This is a genomic window from Thermosyntropha lipolytica DSM 11003, from assembly GCF_900129805.1.
GTDB lineage: Bacteria > Bacillota > Syntrophomonadia > Syntrophomonadales > Syntrophomonadaceae > Thermosyntropha > Thermosyntropha lipolytica.
Window position 1 is genome coordinate 1 of the sequence record NZ_FQWY01000016.1, and the last position, 18221, is coordinate 18221.

Genomic DNA, 18221 nt, shown 5'->3' on the forward strand with positions numbered 1-18221 from the left:
TAAGAACTGATAACCGGCCGCAGTTTATGTCAGCTAAATTTGCCAAAACTTGCCAGGAATTAAAATTGATACATGAGAGAATACCCGTAAAAACTCCTAATATGAATGCACATATAGAGGCATTTCATTCTATTTTGGAAGAAGAATGTTATATTTGTAATGAATTTACAAATTTTAGAGAAGCATATGAAATAATAAGCCAGTACCTGGAATATTACAACCATCGAAGAATACATGGTAGTTTGGGATATCTTACTCCTGCTAAATATTATGAACTTCATAAAAAGAAGTCTGCTTTAACCCAGGTAGCTTAATATAAGCTTAAAGGATCGGGGAATTAATCTATTATGTATTACAGTAATTTTATGTAATTTTCAAAGAGCTTTAGATTTAGACAGATTTTTTAAATTAATAAGGGGCAAGGCGGCACTTTGCATAGATTAACCTTAACTATCAGCACCTATTTGTTTTTTCAGCCGCTGCTCTAACCGATATGACGATCCGTTCATATCCAGAATATATGCCCTGTAAGCTAATCGATCTATTAGAGCGGCAGTTAACCTAGACTTGTCTGACAGCCTTTACGGTACAAGTTTACCAAACTTTTCTTACTGCTATTTTTTATAAAAGGCATCCGGGACAAAGAGAGGTTTTCCGTATTCTTTTACCCCAAACTCCTGTATGATTTTCTGCCCCTCAGGTCCGGTTATAAATGCGATAAATTTTGCCGCTCCCTCTTTATTTATATGGGGATGCTTTTTCTCATTTACCGCTATAACGCTGTAGCTGTTAAATAACCTGGCATCTTCTTCTATCCAGACTTTTAATTCTATCCTCCCTTTATTCCGAAAGCTTAGATAAGTAGATTCGTCAGTCAGCGTATAGGCACCTTTTTCGTCCGCAATCATAAGGGTTTCTCCCATTCCCTGTCCGGTTTCCAGATACCAGCTGCCCTCAGGCTTTATCCCGGCTTCTTCCCATAAAGCCATCTCTCTCACATGAGTACCTGATTTATCAGCCCGGGAAACAAAAAGGCTTTTGGTCTTCTCAATCTTCTTTAAAGCCGTTATTATATCATCTCCGTCAGCAATGCGGGCAGAATTTTCCTCAGGCCCTATCAGAATAAACCGGTTGTGCATAACCGGATGTCTTTTTACCCCCCAGCCTTCCTCAACAAATTTTTCTTCCTCCCGCGGTGAATGTACCAGCAGTACATCAGCATCTCCTTTGCGTCCCATCTGCATAGCCTGCCCGCTCCCTACCGCTATCACTTTTACCTTAAGGCCGTATTCCTTCTCAAAAACAGGTAATAAAACATCTAAAAGGCCTGAATCCAGAGTACTGGTAGTAGTCGCCAAAATCAGGTCGGACTCAGGCTCTTTGTCATCCCGGCATCCGGCTATACCAGGCAAGCTCAAAACAACAGCTATTATAAACAACATGCAAAGCCTTTTAATTCTCCCCATGCCATTTCCTCTCCCTTTTTAATAAATAATTTTAATAAACCATGGTACCGGTTAAAAAAGCACGAGTCTCTTCCTTTTGCGGTGCCGTAAAAAAAGATTCTGTCTTCCCTTTTTCCACTATTCTCCCCTCGATCAGCAAAACGCACTCATCAGCCACGCGCCGAGCCTGAAAAAGGTTATGGGTTACTATTATAACCGTAGTGCCGTAAACAGCCGGCAAATCTTTAACTATCCTCTCAATAGCCTGCACACTATGCGGATCCAGGTTGGCCGTCGGTTCATCCAGAAATAATATCTTCGGTTTTAAGGCTAAAGCACGGGCTATAGCTATACGCTGGCTTTCCCCACCCGACATTTTCCAGGCCGGAAAGTCTTTAAAACCTTCCATCCCTACAAAAGAAAGCACCTCTTTCACCCTGGCCGCAATCTCTTTTTTTGACATCCCGCGCAGTTTCAAGCCATAGGCCAGATTTTGATATACCGTTCCCCTGAACATAAAAGGCTTTTGAAAAACCATGCTCATCATACGGGCTATCTCTAAATTCCTTTCCCATCCTACCTTCTTACCGCGGAAAAACAGGCTGCCGGCATCTGGTTTCTCTAAAAAATTCAAAATCTTGAGCAAGGTAGTTTTACCTGACCCATTAGGCCCCAGTAAAGCACAAATAGACCTTTCTTTTATCTGCAGATAATCGATATCAAGAACTGTCCTTTCCCCATATTTTTTCTTCACATTTTCCAGCCTTAAAATCTCATCCATAACTATTTACCTCGCTACATCTCTTAAATCATCGGCATTAGTAAGAACTATCCAGCTTATAAGGAATGACAGCAAAAGCAGTATTATGCCTAGAGCTATTGCCATCTCAAAATTTCCGCTTCGGGTTTCAGTTACAATAGCGGTAGTAAGCACCCGCGTTTCATAGCGTATATTGCCTCCCACCATCATAACCGCCCCTACTTCGGCAAATGCCCTGCCAAATCCGGTCATGATGGCAGATATAATACCCGAACGGGTTTCCAGCAAAACTTTGCCTACTGCCTGATAATGAGTAGCTCCCAAACTTAAAGCATGTTCATAAACCAGCCTTTCCGCTGACGCCACTGCTGCCGCTACCAACCCGGTTACAATAGGCAAAACCAGAAGGCACTGAGCTATAATCATAGCCCCGGGAGTAAAAAGCAGGTTAAGAAAACCTAAAGGGCCGCTTCGCGAAAGAAGCAAAAACACAACTAAACCAGCCAGAACAGGAGGCAAAGCCATCAAGGTATACACCAAACGCAAAACTAATCTCCGGCCTTTGAAATCATATAACCCCAGGTAAGCTCCCAGAGGAAGAGCAATAAATGAACTGATAAGTGTAGCCGTCCCCGATACCAGCAAAGATAAAAATACAATCCCGGTTATTTCATCTTTTTGCTGCATGATAGCTGCTATTATATCCATCAATTTTTCTCCTCACCTGCAATAAATACAACAAAAACACCAGGCTTTTTTCTTACTCGCCTGGTGTTTACCCAACCCAAATTAAGAGCTCTCCTTTCCAAACACGGGAGGCACAGCCGTTTCCAGCCATACCCATCGGTTTATAATCCCTAGCCTTTAACCTTAGGATTATAAACTCGGCGAGCTTTGACAGCTATTAAAATTTTATCGCTATTTTTACAAATTATTCTCCACGCTCAAAGTAAATCCTCTTTTATTTCGCTAATTGGGCCAACTTTTATTCTAATCCATTTATTATGTTGTTCAAGCCATGTAAAAACTCTTTCTGGTTGCCTTCGCCTAAAAGTTCAAAGAGGTGAGCATTGAATTCGCTGGCCAGCTTTTCAATTTTTTCGGCAATTTCCCTGCCCTTATCTGTTATGAAAACCCTTATAGCGCGACGGTCCTGAGAATCCAGCTGTCTTTCCACCAGATTGTCTTTTTCTAATTTATCAACCAGAACCGTCATCGAAGAACTGTCTATTAGGGTACGGTTGCCTATTTCTTTAAGGGTTAAGCCATTTTCCCCCAAAAGGCAACACAGGATAAAAGATTGGGGAATACTTATACCATATTCTTCGAGCCTTTCACTTAGATGTTTATCTATCTTTTTCATAGCAGCTCGCATATTAAAACATATATAGCTGGACAAATCGTTCATAAACCAAACTCCTTTACTTAAATTTTTTATTTTTTAATCCTTTATAATTATATTATTACACTTTTTTATTATGTGTAAACATAAATTACTTATTAAAATAAATTTACTCCTCCCTGCAGGCTTGCATTCCACGTTTTATAATGTTATTTTAAAAAAGTCATACCGTCAAATATATATTTTTTTGAGCCTCTATATACAAAAATTATATCCCGAAACTTTACATTTTAAAACTATATCTATCCCAAAAACAGGAGGTTAATTTAAAAAATGCCAAAAACGCGCAAAAGGATACTGACAGGTGATCGTCCTACCGGGAGCCTGCATCTGGGCCATTATGTAGGCAGCTTGAAAAATCGAGTCAAACTGCAAGATGAATATGAAAGCTACATCATAATTGCTGATGTGCAAGCCCTTACCACCCACTGGGAAAAAGGTGAAAGCCTTTATCAAAGTGTGATGCAGATAGCTTCTGACTATCTGGCAGCAGGGCTGGATCCTAATAAAGTAACCATCTTTATCCAGAGCATGATACCGGAAATACATGAGCTTACCATGTATTTTTCCATGTTTACGTCAGTAAACGTCCTGCGTCATAATCCTACAATAAAAACGGAAGCTGCCCAGCACGGCTTTAGTGAAATAACTTATGGTTTTTTAGGCTATCCCGTAAGCCAGGCGGCAGACATAACTATATTCAAAGCTGATTTAGTGCCGGTAGGTGAGGATCAGATACCGCATATTGAATTTGCCCGTAAAATTGTACGCCGGTTTAATGAACTCTATGCTCCGGTACTGGTAGAGCCACAAGCCATGGTAGGAGAAGTTCCCCGTCTCATAGGTCTTGATGGACAGGCCAAGATGAGTAAAAGCCTTAATAATGCCATATACCTGTGTGATAGCCCGGAAGAAGTAAATAAAAAAGTGTGGAATGCCGTAACCGACCCGGCCCGCATACACAAAAACGATCCGGGCCATCCCGAAGTATGTACCGTTTTTGCTTATCATCAGATTTTTAATCCGCAAGAAGTCTCCGCCATTGAAATCGACTGCCGGCAGGGTAATATAGGCTGTGTAGCCTGCAAGAAAAACCTAGCTCACAAAATCAACCAGCTTTTAGCCCCTATGCATGAAAGGAGACAAAAATACAGCCCGGATGACATTAAAGATATCTTACGGGAGGGCACCTTAAGGGCTCATGCGGTAGCTAAAGAAACCATGGAAGAAGTAAGGGAAGCCATGAAAATAGCTTATTTTAAATAAACATTCCTTACGCTAAAAGGGCTTATCCCCCTTTTAGCGTTATTTAGTCATCACCTGACAGCAAAAAGCAATTATTAAAAACATCTAAACTGTTCTATCATTTATAATTAAAATAACATAAGAAACAAAAAACCTGCGTCCAAAGGAGTGAAATTGATGTCCCATCTTCCAGCATTTGTGTTAGAATTCCTGCGTACCGAAAAACACCTGCTTTTGCCCAACATAACAGCCATAATAACGGCCCAAACCCTTTATGACATCCTGTTCCAGTACTGCATAACCCCAGAAAAGGAAGAAAAACTCAAATATTTTATAGACAAACTGGAAACCCACATTAAAAGCAAATCCCATACTCCTTTTTCTATGCCCTATCAAGATTTAGAATTTTTAGAAGAAGGCCTGCAGGAACTTAGGCTCCTTAACTGGATGGAGGCAGATATTGCCTTATTCCAGATTAAAAGTTATAATGCAAATAACCTATCATCTGAAGAGATAGAGAATATAATCTATTTCCTAAACCAGTTTATTACCTGCAAAAGAGCTGCTCATGACACCATCTATGTCTATCCCGATTATCTAACCCGATTCTAGAGCAAAGGAGGATTATAATGAAAGATCTTAAAGGAACCAGAACAGAAAAAAATCTGTGGGAAGCTTTTGCCGGCGAATCAAAGGCCCGCAACAAGTATACCTTCTGGGCCAGCCAGGCAGATAAGGAAGGCTATAAACAGATAGCTGCTATCTTCCTGGAAACAGCTGATAATGAAAAAGAACACGCTAAAAGGCTTTACAAATTCCTGGTAGGCGGTTCTATACCGGCTACGGAAGAAAATCTATTACAAGCAGCATTAGGGGAAAATTACGAGCATACTACTATGTACCCGGAATTTGCAAAAATAGCGGAAGAAGAAGGTTTTCCTGAAATAGCTACTGTTTTCAGGCAAATTGCCAAAGCAGAAGAAGAACACGAAAAACGCTATCGGAAGCTTTTAGAAAATGTTAAAAACAAAACGGTATTCAAAAAAACATACCCGGTTAAATGGAAATGCCGCAACTGCGGTTATGTCCATGAAGGAACTGAAGCCCCTAGAGCCTGCCCTGCCTGTGCTCATCCGCAAAGCTATTTTGAAGTAATGTGTGAAAATTATTAAACAGTTTAAAAAAAGAGGGTAAACCTGTACCCTCTTTTTTGATAATTTAATAAGCCAGCAGAACTTCGCGCAAAATCTTGGCCCCTAAAAGGGAAGTATTATCATTTTGTTCATAAGGGGGCGAAATTTCCACCAGGTCAAATCCCGCTATATCAAGATCTTTTAACTCCAGCAGGACTTCTAAAAGTTCCCGCGAAGAAAAACCTCCTGCTTCCGGAGTTCCCGTACCTGGAGCAAAGGCAGGATCCAGAACATCTATATCCAGGGTTATATATACCTTGCGCCTGCCTACACTCTTTTTGACTTCTGCCACCACCGAAGAAAGCTGGTTTAAATACAGGTTAGTATTAAGTGTTGCATATTCCATCTCTTCACGGGTACCCGAACGGATTCCCAGCTGATAGAGATTCCCTGTACCTATTATTTCCACCACCCTGCGCATTACCGTAGCGTGGGACAAGCTTTCCCCCAGATAGGATGATCTTAAATCAGCATGAGCATCAAACTGAATTACAACCAGATCCGGATAAAACTTCTTATATGCTTTTATCAGAGGCAGGGATACCAGATGTTCTCCCCCTAAAGCAAAAACTTTTTTGCCTTTTTTAAGAAGCTCACCCGTAACTTCTTCGATTCTGCGCAGGCTTTCCTCTACATTGCCATACGGAATAATTATATCCCCAGCATCATAGAACTTTATATCTTCCAGGGACTTATCCTGATATATGCTGTATTCTTCAATTCCCTCTGATACCTCCCGGATGCGAAAAGGTGCGAGCCTAGTCCCCGGCCGAAAACTGGTAGTAAGATCCATAGGTATACCTATGATAACCTTTTCGCAACCTTCCAAACTTTCTGAACTCCCCATAAATACAGCTTTTCTTTCTAAATAAGGCAATGGGTAAAAGCTCAACCTTATTCATCTCCCTCCACTATCTTCTTAACAAAAGGAGGAAGCTTGAAAACTGCTTTATGCACTTCCGGAGAATAATATTTTAACTGCGGGTTTTCATATACAAAACTAACCTCTTCGGGATCATACTTTTTCGACCCCACAGTAAAGCTCCACAAACCACTAGGATAAGTAGGTATACTGGCCAGGTAAAGCTTACATACAGGGAAGACATTTTTTATCCCGGTAAAAGCCATTTTTATAACATCTCGGTTGTAAAAAGGCGATTCACTCTGCACCACCAGCATCCCATCATCGCACAAAGCTTCATACACATCACGGTAAAAATTCTGGGAAAAAAGCTCCACCGCCGGTCCTACCGGCTCCGTAGAATCTACCAGAATCACATCAAAAGTATTTTTATGTTCCTTAACAAATTTTACGCCATCATCTACTATAACTTCTGCCTTGGGATGATCAAAAGAACAAGCCAGAGCAGGGAAAAAATCACGCGCCGCCTGTATGACACGTTCATCTATCTCCACCAGAGTGCCTTTTTTAACTTTAGGATGATTTACCACTTCCCGCAAAGCGCCTCCGTCCCCTCCGCCTATTATCAATACTTTTTCGGGATGAGGATGGGAATTTAACGCTACCTGGGTAATCATTTCATGATAAACATATTCATCGACATCGGTAGTCATAACCATGCCGTCTAAAAGCAGCATCCTGCCAAATTGCTCCGTCTCAACTACAGCTAAATGCTGAAAAGGAGTTTTTTCATTTCTTAAAGTAGCCTTTACTCTGCAGGAAAAACCTAAATTAGGTGTCTGGTATTCAGTAACCCAGAGTTCCAAACAGCCTTCCTCCTTTATGCCATATTTTATTAAGCCTATAAACAATAGAAATATTATATTCTGGTCGCATTTAAAATGCAAACCTATTTTTCCCCTTGCCGGCAAAAAAAATGAGCCTAGAAACCTAAGCTCTTACCCTGTTCTTTTATATAATTCAGGAAATCCTGTACCGATTTGCGGCGCGTTTTTTGTTTGGGATATACAACATAAAAAAATCTCTTTATTTTAGGATCTTTAATCTTCAGCACCTTTACCTTTCTATAGCTATCAATACTGTTTAATGCCCATCTGGATACTATGGATATTCCCATTCCCGATTCTACTACCGCCAGAACAGCCTCGGTACTCCCCGCCTCCATGTAGATATTAAGATCGTCTTTCCTGACATCATAAGCTGATAAAAGTTCTTCCACCGCTTTGCGGGTTCCCGATCCTTTTTCCCGAAAAACCCAGCGTTCATGCAAAATCTCTCTTACCTCTACCTCTTTTTTCCCTGCCAGACTATGGCTTTCCGGCACAATAACCAGCAGTTCATCTTCCATCCACTTAAAACCATCTACCTTGCGGTTATTTATCCAGCCTCCTACCACACCTACATCTAATTCCCTTTCGGCTATACGGCTGAAAATCTCTTCTGTATCACCTATATCCATACTTATACTTATATGGGGATACTCATCTTTAAACCTTTTAAGCAGGGGAGGCAAAATATACTGCCCTGGTATAGTGCTGGCCCCGATATAAAGTTTCCCTTTGCGGCTTTCGGCTATTTCTTCCATAGCCCTTTCTGTCTTTTCCACTGCTTTCAAAACTTCCCGGGCATGCTGATATAAAACCTCGCCCGCTTCGGTAGGCTTAAGCCTCCTTCCCGATCTTTCCAAAAGCAAAACCCCATACATATCTTCCAAAGCCTGTATCTGTTTGGTTACAGCTGGCTGGGAAAGGCCGAATTCTTCAGCTGTTTTGGAAAGATTTTGCGTTTCCACTACCCGGATATAAGTTTTTAAAAGGTTAATATTCATATATTCACCTGCCTATCTTAAAAAACCGTTTAATATAGTCTCAATAGCCTCTTTTTCCGTAAGGCCCAGCGACATAAGCTTTATAAGCTGTTCCCCGGCAATCTTTCCTATGGCTGCCTCATGGGTAAGTACCGCATCGGCATCTTCAGCTATAAGGGCAGGAATAGCCTTTATTTTAGCATTATCCATTATAATAGCATCACATTCCACATGGCCAAAACACGCTGCTTTGCCCGTAAGAGATGCTTTAAAAAGCTGCCGTGAAGAATCCTGAGCTACAGACCTGGATAAAACCTGGGCACTTCCCTTACTCCCTTCAATATATATATCAATATTTGATTCAGCATTTTGCTCTCCATGAGTCAAAAGCCTTTCTATGATCTTTAAACTAGCTCTTTCACCTATATAGGCTACCGTAGTCCGGCAGGTATCATCTACGCCTCTTATCTGCACCATCTCCAGTTCGGCACTAGCGCCTGCTTCCAGCCTTATAACGGTAGAAGGGTTTAAAACCTTCTTTCCCTGGCTTTTTCCCTGCCCGTAATGTTTCTCCACATACTTTAGATGAGCTCCCTTTTTTACTATTATCTCATGTATCCCGTCATGTCTCGATTCGCTGTGGCTTTCATTATGTATACCACAACCAGCAATTATAGTAGCTTCAGCCTCTTCCCCCACAATAAAAGTATTGTAAACCTTATCCCTAAATCCAGGTTTAGTCAGAATAACCGGTACATGCACCTTCTCATTCCTTATGCCCGGTTTTATTTCTACTATAAGTCCCCCGTGCTCCGGATGGGAGCTTATCTTTATACCGGAAGAAGAACTCCTTATTATAGCTTCTCCATCTTTGCGGATGTTAACTGCTCCGGAAGGAACACCTTCTATGCCTGCTACCTCTTTTAAAATCTCGACATCCAGCTTATTCAATTCCATACACCATTTCTCCCCTGCATTCCATTCTGCGTTTGCATTCTATCTCATCTCTTATAAAAGGCCACACCTGATCTGGCCGTCCCCTTACATCAATTACCCCATCTTTTATCACTATAATCTCATCACAAACCGGAAGCACGTTTTCATTGTGCGTAATAATAATAGCTGTAGAATCGCTACCTTCTTTATAATTGCTCATTATTATGTGAATAAGCTTCTGTATCGTCCACAGGTCAACCCCCGCCTCCGGCTCGTCAAAAATACTTATCCTGGCTCTTCTGGCTAAAACCTGGGCTATCTCAATCCTTTTTATTTCTCCTCCGCTTAAGCTGGTATCCAGCTCTCTTTCCAGATAGTCTTCCGGACATAAACCTACATCCCGCAAACTTTTGCGCAAAAGGGCCTCATCCATATCCGGATTAGCAATCTTCAGCAAATCCTGTACCGTAATCCCTTTAAAACGTGGGGGCTGCTGAAAAGCATAAGCAATACCTTTTCTGGCTCTCTCGGTCACCGAAAGACTGCTTATCTCCTCCCCGTTAAGGTAAATCTTCCCTCCGGTATTTTTATATATCCCCATAATAACTTTGGCCAGAGAAGTCTTACCTCCCCCATTGGGACCGGTTATGCCGTAAAGCTTGCCTGGCTTAAATTCCACACTTATCCCTTTTAATATTTCCTTATTTTCGCCATGGTCTTCCACCGCCATAGCTACATCTTCTAATATCAGCAATTTATTAACCTCCCGCTTTTCTCCGCCTGTATTATATCCGGTATTATAATAGATTTTATCATTACATAAAGTTATATTACAAGAAACCCTTCATTAAAAATCAATTTTAGTACAACCGGTATAAATATTCAAAATTATTGGGCAAATTTATTACTTTTATTCATAAAATATAATAGCATAAATTTAGGAAATTTTACTTTTATATAATGAATAATTTAAAAAAATTATTCTATTATTCCAGCAACTCGACTTCAACGGCTTCTGCCATACCACGTCCCAAAGCTATCTTGGCATTTCCCACCTGCAGTACCAGAGGACCATTAAAAGGATGGCTGGATAAAAGTTTTAATTCCGTTCCCGGTATCAATCCTATTTCAAAAAGCCTTCTTTGTCCGTTAACTCCTTTTTTTATCTCTTTTACCCTGGCTTTCTGGCCTGGGCGCAGCTCAACTATTTTCATACTATCACCCCTTTTCAGGCTGGTAAAATAAGATTAAGCACCATCCCTACAGTAAAAGAAGTAAGCAAACCTAACATTATTATCTTTATAAGCCCCTTTACCCCTATTTCCCGTATGGTCATCACCATAACCGGCAAACAGGGAAGCGAAAGGGCAATCATACTTATGGCAATGGTGGCCTCGCGCGGAGTTAAAGGCAAATTAAGCAAAACCAGAGGAGCTAAATACCGCTGGAATATAGTAATCAATACTGCTACCAGAGCTTCAGCGGGAATACCAAAAAGGATTCTAGAAAATTCTTCTAATTCTCCAAGATATTGTAATACACCGGATTCGATAAGTGCACGGATGATAATGCTCATAACCAGCAAAAGAGGCAGTATTTCCGTAAAAAAACCGGAAAAACGCATTTTTATCTTGTTCCACACATTATTCCATAAGGGCAGCCGGAGGGGAGGAAGTTCATAAATAAAGATTTCTTCCCGCGGATTTAGACGGCTCAAGATCCAGCCCAGAACCATGAGGGTTGTCAGCATAGTCAGCATAATAGTAAGCAGAGAAGCATTAAAAGCACTTATAACCGAAGTTAATATACCCAAAGTAGCCGCACAGGGTATAACAATACTGAGCAGGGTTATAACAATAAATCTCTGGGCATAATCAGGCATAATGCGGGTAGCCAGTACCGCCGGGGTACGACACCCAAATCCTAAGGCTAAAGGGATTACCGCCTGCCCCGAAACTCCAAAAAAACTTCCTATCCTTTCCAGGGCTACTGAATAACGAGGTAAAAGCCCGGTATCTTCGATTACTGACATAATAATACTTACCATCAGCATAGCCGGCATGATTATAGTAAAAGGAATTATCAGCCCTTCCGGAACGGCACGAGCTAGAATAGTCCCCAACATCCCTTCCGGCATAACCTGCAGGATAAAATGGGACAAAAACCTGTTTACCGGTTCTAAAAAAAGGCTTATCGGCCCTTCACTCAATTCAATAAAGCGCAAAAGTATTAAAAAAGCCAGATAGGCACAGGCCAAAAGCAGCATAGTACCCAAAACCGGCTTATCCACCACATCCTGTATCCTATCAAGCAGCAGCTTTTCTCTCCGGTCAGCTCTGCTTACCACCATCCCTACAATAGTTTTAGCCTTTTCTGCTCTTTTAAAATCCGCCAGCGTAGCGCAGGTCATCTGGGGAATAGAACAGCGGTTGCAATGTTCACTACTACATCCTACTGTATTGTCCAGGTTTATGACCTGTACCGGCCGGGCATCGGTTTTGATTTTTCCTTTCTTCCACCTGTCGGCATGCTGCAAAAGCAAGTCCTGCAGTTCAAACAGTCCTTCTCCCGTAGCTGCGGAAAAAGAAATTACCGGCACCTTCAGGAGCTTTTCCAGCATCTTAACATCTATCTTCAAACCCAAAAGCCTTGCCCGGTCTATCTGGTTTAAAACCACAATCACCGGCAAGCCTGTTTCTATTATTTCCAGAGTTAAAACCAGGTTGCGTTCCAGATTAGCCGCATCGACAATATTTAAAACCAGATCAATATCTTTATTTTCTAAGAGCTCTTTTATTACCTGTTGTTCTTCTCCTGCCGAAAAAAGCGAATAAATCCCCGGTGTATCATAAATAACAAAATTCCTCCCCGCCAGCTGCAGTGAAGCTTCATATATGTCAACCGAAGTTCCAGGATAGTTAGATATAAAAACCATACTTCCTGTAAGCCGGTTTAATACTGAACTTTTGCCGACATTGGGATTACCCAGCATAACAATATGCATATAACTGCCTCCTGCCTTCATGGATATTAATACTAATAATCATTATCATATACACCCTGCAAAATTCTATTTTCTCATCTTTTCTCTACACTCAGGACAATAGCCATAAAACTTGAGTTCATGATCAACTATTTCAAAACCCCTAGCCTCCAGACGACTTTCCAGCTCATTGAGCAGATCTTCCTCAAATTCATATATATGGCCACATTTGAGGCAGACAATGTGGTGATGTTGATGGGTATCCTCATCCGACAGTTCATAGCGAAACTTGCCGCCCTCAAACATGGTTTTATAGAGAATATCCATACTGGCAAGCTTCTCCAGGGTTCTATAGACAGTAGCTATACCAATATTAGGCATTTTTTGCTTGGCTTCCTGTAAAACTTCTTCCGCACTCAAATGCTTACCCCGGTTATCCAGCATAACTTCTAAAACTGCTTCCCTCTGCTCCGTAAGCTTATAGTTATTCTCTTTTAACTTTTCGGTGATCTTTTTATCCATCATGCTCCCTCATTGTCCGATAATGATTATCATTGTTATCTTAATATTATAATAACATATTTTTAGCCAAATATAAATTAATCTTTAGAGGGATACCAGCCCTTCTTAACCCTTCTTCTCTGCTCAAAAAGTTCCCGTATCGTCCAGAGATTTATAAAACCGAAATACCCCCAGAATATCGAACAGGTTTCATCAGTACTCACCAGCGATAAATAAATACATACTAATCCTAAAAGCAGAAAGAGTATCCAGGGCCAGGTTCCCAGATGGTATTCGATTTTTACTACCAGCACATGATAAATACCAATTGTAAGAAATACCAGAAGACCAAAAAGTATTCCCGTTAAATTCATACTTTTCTCCCCCCCCCCCCGTTTCTTTAATAAAAGATGTTTTAAAACTCTTTCCCATAAGACACTGTTTTTTCCTCTTTAGCCAAAATACCTGCCAGGAAAGCTGTAAGGGGAACACAGAATATCAAGCCTATACTGCCAGCCAGAGCCCTTACTATTTCTGTAGCAATCATTTCCGCATTAAATATCCTTATCCCCGGTGTATTATAAGCTATAAAAAGGAGCAGTAAAGGCAAAGCACCCCCGGTATAGGCCAGAATCAAAGTGTTAGCCATAGTACCCATAATATCCCGTCCAACATTCATCCCGGCTCCGATAAGCTGAGCTTTCGCAAGTCCTGGATTAGCCCTTTTTATCTCATCTACCGCCGAAGCTATCGACATAGCTACATCCATAACTGCTCCCAGAGCCCCGATTATAATGCCGGCAAATAAAAGCCCTTTCATATCCACCTCAAAGTTATCTACATAGAGAAGCATACGGCTTTCTTCCGTCGCATATCCGGTTAAATGCGCCAGATCCCCTATATACATGGCAATAAGTCCGGCAACAATTACCCCACCTGCCGTTCCCAGAGTAGCAGCTACTGACTTGCGGCTAATCCCGCCTATTATAAACATAGTTAGAAAGGTAACGCCTATAAGGACTAACACGGTAACCAGCACCGGGGAGTACCCCTGCATAAGTGCCGGTAAAAGGATTTTATAAATGCCTAAAATGGTAAAACCTAAAGCCACCAGCGATTTAAACCCTTTTATACCGCCAATAACTACCAGGGATAATATAAAAAACAGGGCTAAATAGCCAAGATAGGAGCTCCTTGCCATATCGGCAATATACACTTCCGCAAGTTTACCATTTTCTTCGGTCATATATAAAACCACTTTATCCCCGGGCTTAACCTCTAAATCCCAGCCTTTACTGCCTGACAGCGAATTACGCGCTTCCATAACTTTGCCTTTATATTTTCCCGACATCACTTTTACCTTCACGATTTGTTCGGTAAACATACTTTCCTGCGCCTCTGGGGTAGAGCTCGCATCGTTTACCTCCAAAACTAAAGCCTTTTCATATTTTTCAAGCACCAATTCTTCCCCGGCTTTTATCTCTGCCTGTACAGGCAGGGTACAGAAAAGCAGCATATAAAAACACACAAAAATTATAAAGCCAATTACATCCTTAATCCTTGCCATAAATTATCCCCCCTTTTAAAAATTCGTTTATATTTTATCATAAAGCTTTCTTTAATCCACAAATATAATCCACAACTATTCAGCTCAATTAATTCAAAGATAAATACAATAACTTTGCTATATCTATTAAGGCAGCTTTCTCTGGTTAGGTAATTATTACTGCTTTAAAAAAAATCTTTTATCTACCTTAAACTTTTGGTAGATAAAAGATTTTATCACAAAATAAATGTTGCCAATAATATTTTATATTAAGTTATACAAACTCTCTTATTACTTGCATAATGCATCACCTAATTCATTTATAACCATAATATTATCCTTGCCATGGGGAGAAGATACTACTCGATTAAGTTTAATAACCTCATTACCCAGACTCCAATAAGTTCCTTCTACTTCCCAGGAAATAGAACCTGGTAAAACTACATCAGCTATTTTTGCCGTCTCATGCATATAAGGAGCAGATACTACAAGTAACTCAACATCTTCTCTAAAATCAGCCCCAAGCTTCCCTTCCCCTACGGGATCTTCTCCCCAAACAAAAACTGCTCTAGCTTCTTTTTTCTCTAATTTATTAACCAAAACATGAGCATCACCTACGCCCAAGCTCAAAAGTCCATTAAAATTAGCTCCTCGCGTAATATAGATAACCTTGCTTCCCCAGTGATGGGCAAGAATTCCCAGTTCCTCTATAATATCTTTATTTATTCTCGCCCCATCTAATAAAAACATGGTTTTCCCTGAAGACAACAATTGATAAACTGTGATCCATGGTGAATCTGAACCACTTGTATTTTCATTATTTATAATCGCCTGCATTTCATCCAGGAAAATCCTAATATTTTCTATTTTCACCAATGCTTTATCCGCAATCAAACCAGGTTCAGGTCCTACCAATATGAGCTTGGCTCCTTCGCTCACCGCTCTTCTTGTCTTCACCAGAGCAATAGGATAATCCTTAAATTCTCCTGCTACCAGAATAGTGTCAGCATTTTCCAACTCCTCTAAAGAACAATCATTCACCTTACTTAGCATTTTTTCCGGCAAGCAGTGCGAAAAACTACCTATATACGAAGATGCAAAGCACTGTTCACTTAGTTTTTGTACCGCCTTTATTTCCTCCATGGTATAAGCCGGGGAAATACTAAAAATTATGTTAGAAGCGGGCAACTGGCTAACTTTTTCTCTGATATACGCATATGCTTCTTCCCATCCTACTTCGGTAAAGACCCCGTCTTTCCTGAGCAGAGGCCTTAAGATTCTCTCACCTGCCCCTTCATGGGCAAAACGTCCATTAAAACATAAAAGTCCATTATCAACAGGAAGCACTTTATAAATTTTATTCCCTTTGTAAAATAGTTTTTGCCTGCATCCTGTATTGCAGAAAGAGCATACGGAAAACTCTGTCTCCAGCTTTAAAGGAACTTTTTTTAATTTTTGGCTATTTTCAACCAGGGCACCAGTAGGGCATACACTCACACACTGCCCACAGGTAATGCATTCTGTTTCTTCTAGAGGGAGATTAAACTCTGGCTGCACCAGGACATCAAAGCCGCGATTCACATAACCTAAAGCCGTAACTCCCATCACTTCATCACATATCCGCACACAAAGGCCACAAAGAATACATTTATCCGGTTCCCGTATTATATAGTCATTATAGTCGACAGGAACATGTATATGCTTTGCCCCTTGTAGCCTTTCAGGGTTAACTTCATGCCGGTTAGCATATTGTATAAGCTTACATTCAAAATAATCTAAACAACCGCATTCCAAGCATCTTTTAGCTTCATTTACTGCTTCTTCTACAGTATAAATAGCACTTACCTGTTTAAAATTATTCTTTCTTACTTCGGGAGGAAGATGTCTTATCTCTACTCTAGATTGCTTGGGATAGCAAGATAAATCTTCCGGAGTCATCTGCCTCTGCACATAATAAGATTTAGATAAAGGTAAAATATGCCCCCTAAGATAAGAATCTATAACCTGAGCTGCTTTTCCCCCCTGGGCTACTGCTTCGATAGCTATTTTAGGTCCAGCAACCACATCGCCGCCAGCAAAAACCCCCTCCAGGTTAGTCATAAAAGTAGTTTCATCTACTTCTATCGTTCCCCACCTATTTAAACCTACACCCTCAAGTCCCTCTGTATTTACCTGCTGTCCAATAGCGGCAATAATCATATCTGCTTCTATAATTTCCACTTCACCTGGTATAGGGACAGGTTTTCTGCGACCTGAAGCATCCGGTTCTCCCAGCTGCATCTTTTGCATTTTTATCGCTCTAACTTTGCCATCTTGGGCTATTATTTCTTCAGGAGCTACTAAAAACTTAAAAATAACCCCTTCTTCTTCTGCTTCTTTAACTTCAATATCCTCTGCCGGCATCTCAGATCGGGTGCGTCGATATAAAACCATAACTTCTTCTGCTCCCATCCTTATTGCTGTACGCGCCGCATCCATAGCTGTGTTTCCTCCGCCTATTACTGCCACTTTTCGTCCTATCTTTATCGGTTCTTTCATAGCTACCCGTCGCAAAAACTCAATACCGCCCACTACACCTTCACTTTCTTCCCCCGGGCAACCGATTTTAGAAGAAACCCAGGCTCCTATACCTAAAAAGACTGCATCATATCTGCTTCTAAGCTCCTCAAGCTTAACATCAACCCCTAAACGGGTATTAGTTATAATATTTACTCCCAATCTCGTTATATAGCCTATTTCTTTATCTAAAACAGTCTTAGGCAATCTGTACTCGGGTATCCCGTATCTCAGCATTCCTCCCGGCTCAGGCATAGCTTCATATATATCAACTTTATGTCCCTTAAGGGCTAAAAAATAGGCTGCCGTAAGCCCAGCAGGTCCTGCGCCTACTACCGCTACCTTTTTACCGCTTACCTCTTTAACCTCTGGCAGATAAGGATCAACAGCTTGTAGATTATAAAAACCAGCAAAAGCCTTTAATGCTGCAATAGCCACCGCATCATCTACCATTTTACGCCGGCATGCTTCTTCACAGGGATGAGGGCAAACCAAACCTATACTGGCAGGTAAAGGCAGTTTTTCCATGATAAGCGATACAGCTTCTTTATACTGGCCATTAGCTATTAAGCCTACATATCCCTGACAATCCGTATTAGCCGGACAGGCTTTAAGACAAGGAGGACGACAATCGCCAGTATGATCGGAAAGCATAAGATTTAGCGTATTCTGCCGCGATTTTACAACCCGGGGGGTATCGGTATACACTACCATATTCTCTTCAATCTTAGTTGCACAGGCACGAATAAGCCTGTTATACCCTTCCACCTCTACTACACACAATCCACATGCTCCAAAAGGTTCGACCCGATCATCATGACATAAGGTAGGTATATCTATTCCATTTTCTCTAGCCACTTCTAAAATAGTCTGGTCTTTTTTGCCCTTTACTTTCTGTCCATTAATATATAATGTAATCATTTTC

19 protein-coding genes and 1 riboswitch are annotated in these 18221 nt (G+C 40.9%); of the genes, 4 read left to right on the top strand and 15 right to left on the bottom strand.

Annotated features, from left to right (window positions below):
- Positions 1 to 314, top strand: a 314-nt coding sequence (locus BUB92_RS05715; protein ID WP_143156876.1) for an integrase core domain-containing protein, incomplete at its 5' end; no start/stop codon positions are given.
- A 300-nt stretch (positions 315 to 614) separates the two neighbouring features.
- Here BUB92_RS05715 and BUB92_RS05720 read toward each other — a convergent pair.
- The 4 genes from BUB92_RS05720 to BUB92_RS05735 all read right to left on the bottom strand — a co-directional run bounded on the left by BUB92_RS05720 (position 615) and on the right by BUB92_RS05735 (position 3613).
- Positions 615 to 1466, bottom strand: coding sequence for an ABC transporter substrate-binding protein (locus tag BUB92_RS05720; RefSeq protein WP_073091425.1), 852 nt, complete (start codon positions 1464 to 1466; stop codon positions 615 to 617).
- Positions 1467 to 1497: 31 nt separating this feature from the next.
- A complete protein-coding gene (locus BUB92_RS05725; RefSeq protein WP_073091427.1) occupies positions 1498 to 2226 on the bottom strand; it encodes an ABC transporter ATP-binding protein in 729 nt (242 codons plus the stop codon).
- 6 nt (positions 2227 to 2232) lie between these two features.
- Positions 2233 to 2913 carry an ABC transporter permease gene (locus BUB92_RS05730; RefSeq protein ID WP_084728363.1) on the bottom strand — a complete coding sequence of 227 codons (681 nt, stop codon included), beginning with the start codon at positions 2911 to 2913 and terminating at the stop codon, positions 2233 to 2235.
- A gap of 74 nt (positions 2914 to 2987) precedes the next feature.
- Positions 2988 to 3106: riboswitch (molybdenum cofactor riboswitch) on the bottom strand.
- Positions 3107 to 3190: 84 nt separating this feature from the next.
- Positions 3191 to 3613 (bottom strand): MarR family winged helix-turn-helix transcriptional regulator, encoded by a 423-nt coding sequence (locus BUB92_RS05735; RefSeq protein WP_073091430.1) that lies wholly within the window; start codon positions 3611 to 3613, stop codon positions 3191 to 3193.
- 267 nt (positions 3614 to 3880) lie between these two features.
- Here BUB92_RS05735 and trpS point away from each other — a divergent pair, with 267 nt between their 5' ends.
- The 3 genes from trpS to rbr all read left to right on the top strand — a co-directional run bounded on the left by trpS (position 3881) and on the right by rbr (position 6024).
- Positions 3881 to 4873, top strand: a complete 993-nt coding sequence (gene trpS / locus BUB92_RS05740; protein ID WP_073091432.1) for a tryptophan--tRNA ligase — start codon at positions 3881 to 3883, stop codon at positions 4871 to 4873.
- Positions 4874 to 5029: 156 nt separating this feature from the next.
- The gene (locus BUB92_RS05745) at positions 5030 to 5464 is read left to right on the top strand and encodes a hypothetical protein (RefSeq protein WP_073091435.1); all 435 of its coding nucleotides are present in this window, start codon (positions 5030 to 5032) and stop codon (positions 5462 to 5464) included.
- A 17-nt stretch (positions 5465 to 5481) separates the two neighbouring features.
- Entirely contained in the window at positions 5482 to 6024 is a 543-nt protein-coding gene (gene rbr, locus BUB92_RS05750; RefSeq protein ID WP_073091437.1) for a rubrerythrin, read from the top strand.
- Between the two features lie 46 nt (positions 6025 to 6070).
- Here the strand turns inward: rbr and speB are convergent, their stop codons facing one another.
- From speB to BUB92_RS05805, 11 genes are all read right to left on the bottom strand, one after another.
- A complete protein-coding gene (gene speB / locus BUB92_RS05755; RefSeq protein ID WP_242939009.1) occupies positions 6071 to 6937 on the bottom strand; it encodes an agmatinase in 867 nt (288 codons plus the stop codon).
- A gap of 2 nt (positions 6938 to 6939) precedes the next feature.
- On the bottom strand, positions 6940 to 7773 hold the full coding sequence (gene speE, locus BUB92_RS05760; RefSeq protein WP_073091559.1) for a polyamine aminopropyltransferase: 834 nt from the start codon (positions 7771 to 7773) through the stop codon (positions 6940 to 6942).
- 116 nt (positions 7774 to 7889) lie between these two features.
- Complete coding sequence (locus BUB92_RS05765) at positions 7890 to 8795, bottom strand: selenium metabolism-associated LysR family transcriptional regulator (RefSeq protein ID WP_073091440.1); 906 nt, start codon at positions 8793 to 8795, stop codon at positions 7890 to 7892.
- Positions 8796 to 8807: 12 nt separating this feature from the next.
- Entirely contained in the window at positions 8808 to 9731 is a 924-nt protein-coding gene (locus BUB92_RS05770; RefSeq protein ID WP_073091443.1) for a SufB/SufD family protein, read from the bottom strand.
- Positions 9718 to 10464, bottom strand: coding sequence for an ABC transporter ATP-binding protein (locus BUB92_RS05775; RefSeq protein WP_073091446.1), 747 nt, complete (start codon positions 10462 to 10464; stop codon positions 9718 to 9720). The genes BUB92_RS05770 and BUB92_RS05775 overlap by 14 nt, the downstream gene beginning before the upstream one ends.
- 232 nt (positions 10465 to 10696) lie before the next feature.
- Positions 10697 to 10924 (bottom strand): FeoA family protein, encoded by a 228-nt coding sequence (locus tag BUB92_RS05780; protein ID WP_073091449.1) that lies wholly within the window; start codon positions 10922 to 10924, stop codon positions 10697 to 10699.
- Positions 10925 to 10938: 14 nt separating this feature from the next.
- Positions 10939 to 12714, bottom strand: a complete 1776-nt coding sequence (gene feoB, locus BUB92_RS05785) for a ferrous iron transport protein B (RefSeq protein WP_159432312.1) — start codon at positions 12712 to 12714, stop codon at positions 10939 to 10941.
- Positions 12715 to 12780: 66 nt separating this feature from the next.
- On the bottom strand, positions 12781 to 13215 hold the full coding sequence (locus BUB92_RS05790) for a Fur family transcriptional regulator (RefSeq protein WP_423230199.1): 435 nt from the start codon (positions 13213 to 13215) through the stop codon (positions 12781 to 12783).
- 77 nt (positions 13216 to 13292) lie between these two features.
- The gene (locus BUB92_RS05795; RefSeq protein WP_073091458.1) at positions 13293 to 13568 is read right to left on the bottom strand and encodes a DUF4491 family protein; all 276 of its coding nucleotides are present in this window, start codon (positions 13566 to 13568) and stop codon (positions 13293 to 13295) included.
- A gap of 41 nt (positions 13569 to 13609) precedes the next feature.
- Complete coding sequence (locus BUB92_RS05800) at positions 13610 to 14761, bottom strand: YibE/F family protein (protein WP_073091462.1); 1152 nt, start codon at positions 14759 to 14761, stop codon at positions 13610 to 13612.
- 270 nt (positions 14762 to 15031) lie between these two features.
- Positions 15032 to 18217, bottom strand: a complete 3186-nt coding sequence (locus tag BUB92_RS05805; protein WP_073091465.1) for an NAD(P)-binding protein — start codon at positions 18215 to 18217, stop codon at positions 15032 to 15034.
- Positions 18218 to 18221 lie beyond the last annotated feature (4 nt).

Excerpts from the sequence above, each read along its gene's own strand:
- BUB92_RS05720 (WP_073091425.1), bottom strand. The coding sequence starts at position 1,466 with ATGGGGAGAATTAAAAGGCTTTGCATGTTGTTTATAATAGCTGTTGTT.
- BUB92_RS05725 (WP_073091427.1), bottom strand. The coding sequence starts at position 2,226 with ATGGATGAGATTTTAAGGCTGGAAAATGTGAAGAAAAAATATGGGGAA.
- BUB92_RS05730 (WP_084728363.1), bottom strand. The coding sequence starts at position 2,913 with ATGGATATAATAGCAGCTATCATGCAGCAAAAAGATGAAATAACCGGG.
- BUB92_RS05735 (WP_073091430.1), bottom strand. The coding sequence starts at position 3,613 with ATGAACGATTTGTCCAGCTATATATGTTTTAATATGCGAGCTGCTATG.
- trpS (WP_073091432.1), top strand. The coding sequence starts at position 3,881 with ATGCCAAAAACGCGCAAAAGGATACTGACAGGTGATCGTCCTACCGGG.
- BUB92_RS05745 (WP_073091435.1), top strand. The coding sequence starts at position 5,030 with ATGTCCCATCTTCCAGCATTTGTGTTAGAATTCCTGCGTACCGAAAAA.
- rbr (WP_073091437.1), top strand. The coding sequence starts at position 5,482 with ATGAAAGATCTTAAAGGAACCAGAACAGAAAAAAATCTGTGGGAAGCT.
- BUB92_RS05765 (WP_073091440.1), bottom strand. The coding sequence starts at position 8,795 with ATGAATATTAACCTTTTAAAAACTTATATCCGGGTAGTGGAAACGCAA.
- BUB92_RS05770 (WP_073091443.1), bottom strand. The coding sequence starts at position 9,731 with ATGGAATTGAATAAGCTGGATGTCGAGATTTTAAAAGAGGTAGCAGGC.
- BUB92_RS05780 (WP_073091449.1), bottom strand. The coding sequence starts at position 10,924 with ATGAAAATAGTTGAGCTGCGCCCAGGCCAGAAAGCCAGGGTAAAAGAG.
- feoB (WP_159432312.1), bottom strand. The coding sequence starts at position 12,714 with ATGCATATTGTTATGCTGGGTAATCCCAATGTCGGCAAAAGTTCAGTA.
- BUB92_RS05790 (WP_423230199.1), bottom strand. The coding sequence starts at position 13,215 with ATGGATAAAAAGATCACCGAAAAGTTAAAAGAGAATAACTATAAGCTT.
- BUB92_RS05795 (WP_073091458.1), bottom strand. The coding sequence starts at position 13,568 with ATGAATTTAACGGGAATACTTTTTGGTCTTCTGGTATTTCTTACAATT.
- BUB92_RS05800 (WP_073091462.1), bottom strand. The coding sequence starts at position 14,761 with ATGGCAAGGATTAAGGATGTAATTGGCTTTATAATTTTTGTGTGTTTT.
- BUB92_RS05805 (WP_073091465.1), bottom strand. The coding sequence starts at position 18,217 with ATGATTACATTATATATTAATGGACAGAAAGTAAAGGGCAAAAAAGAC.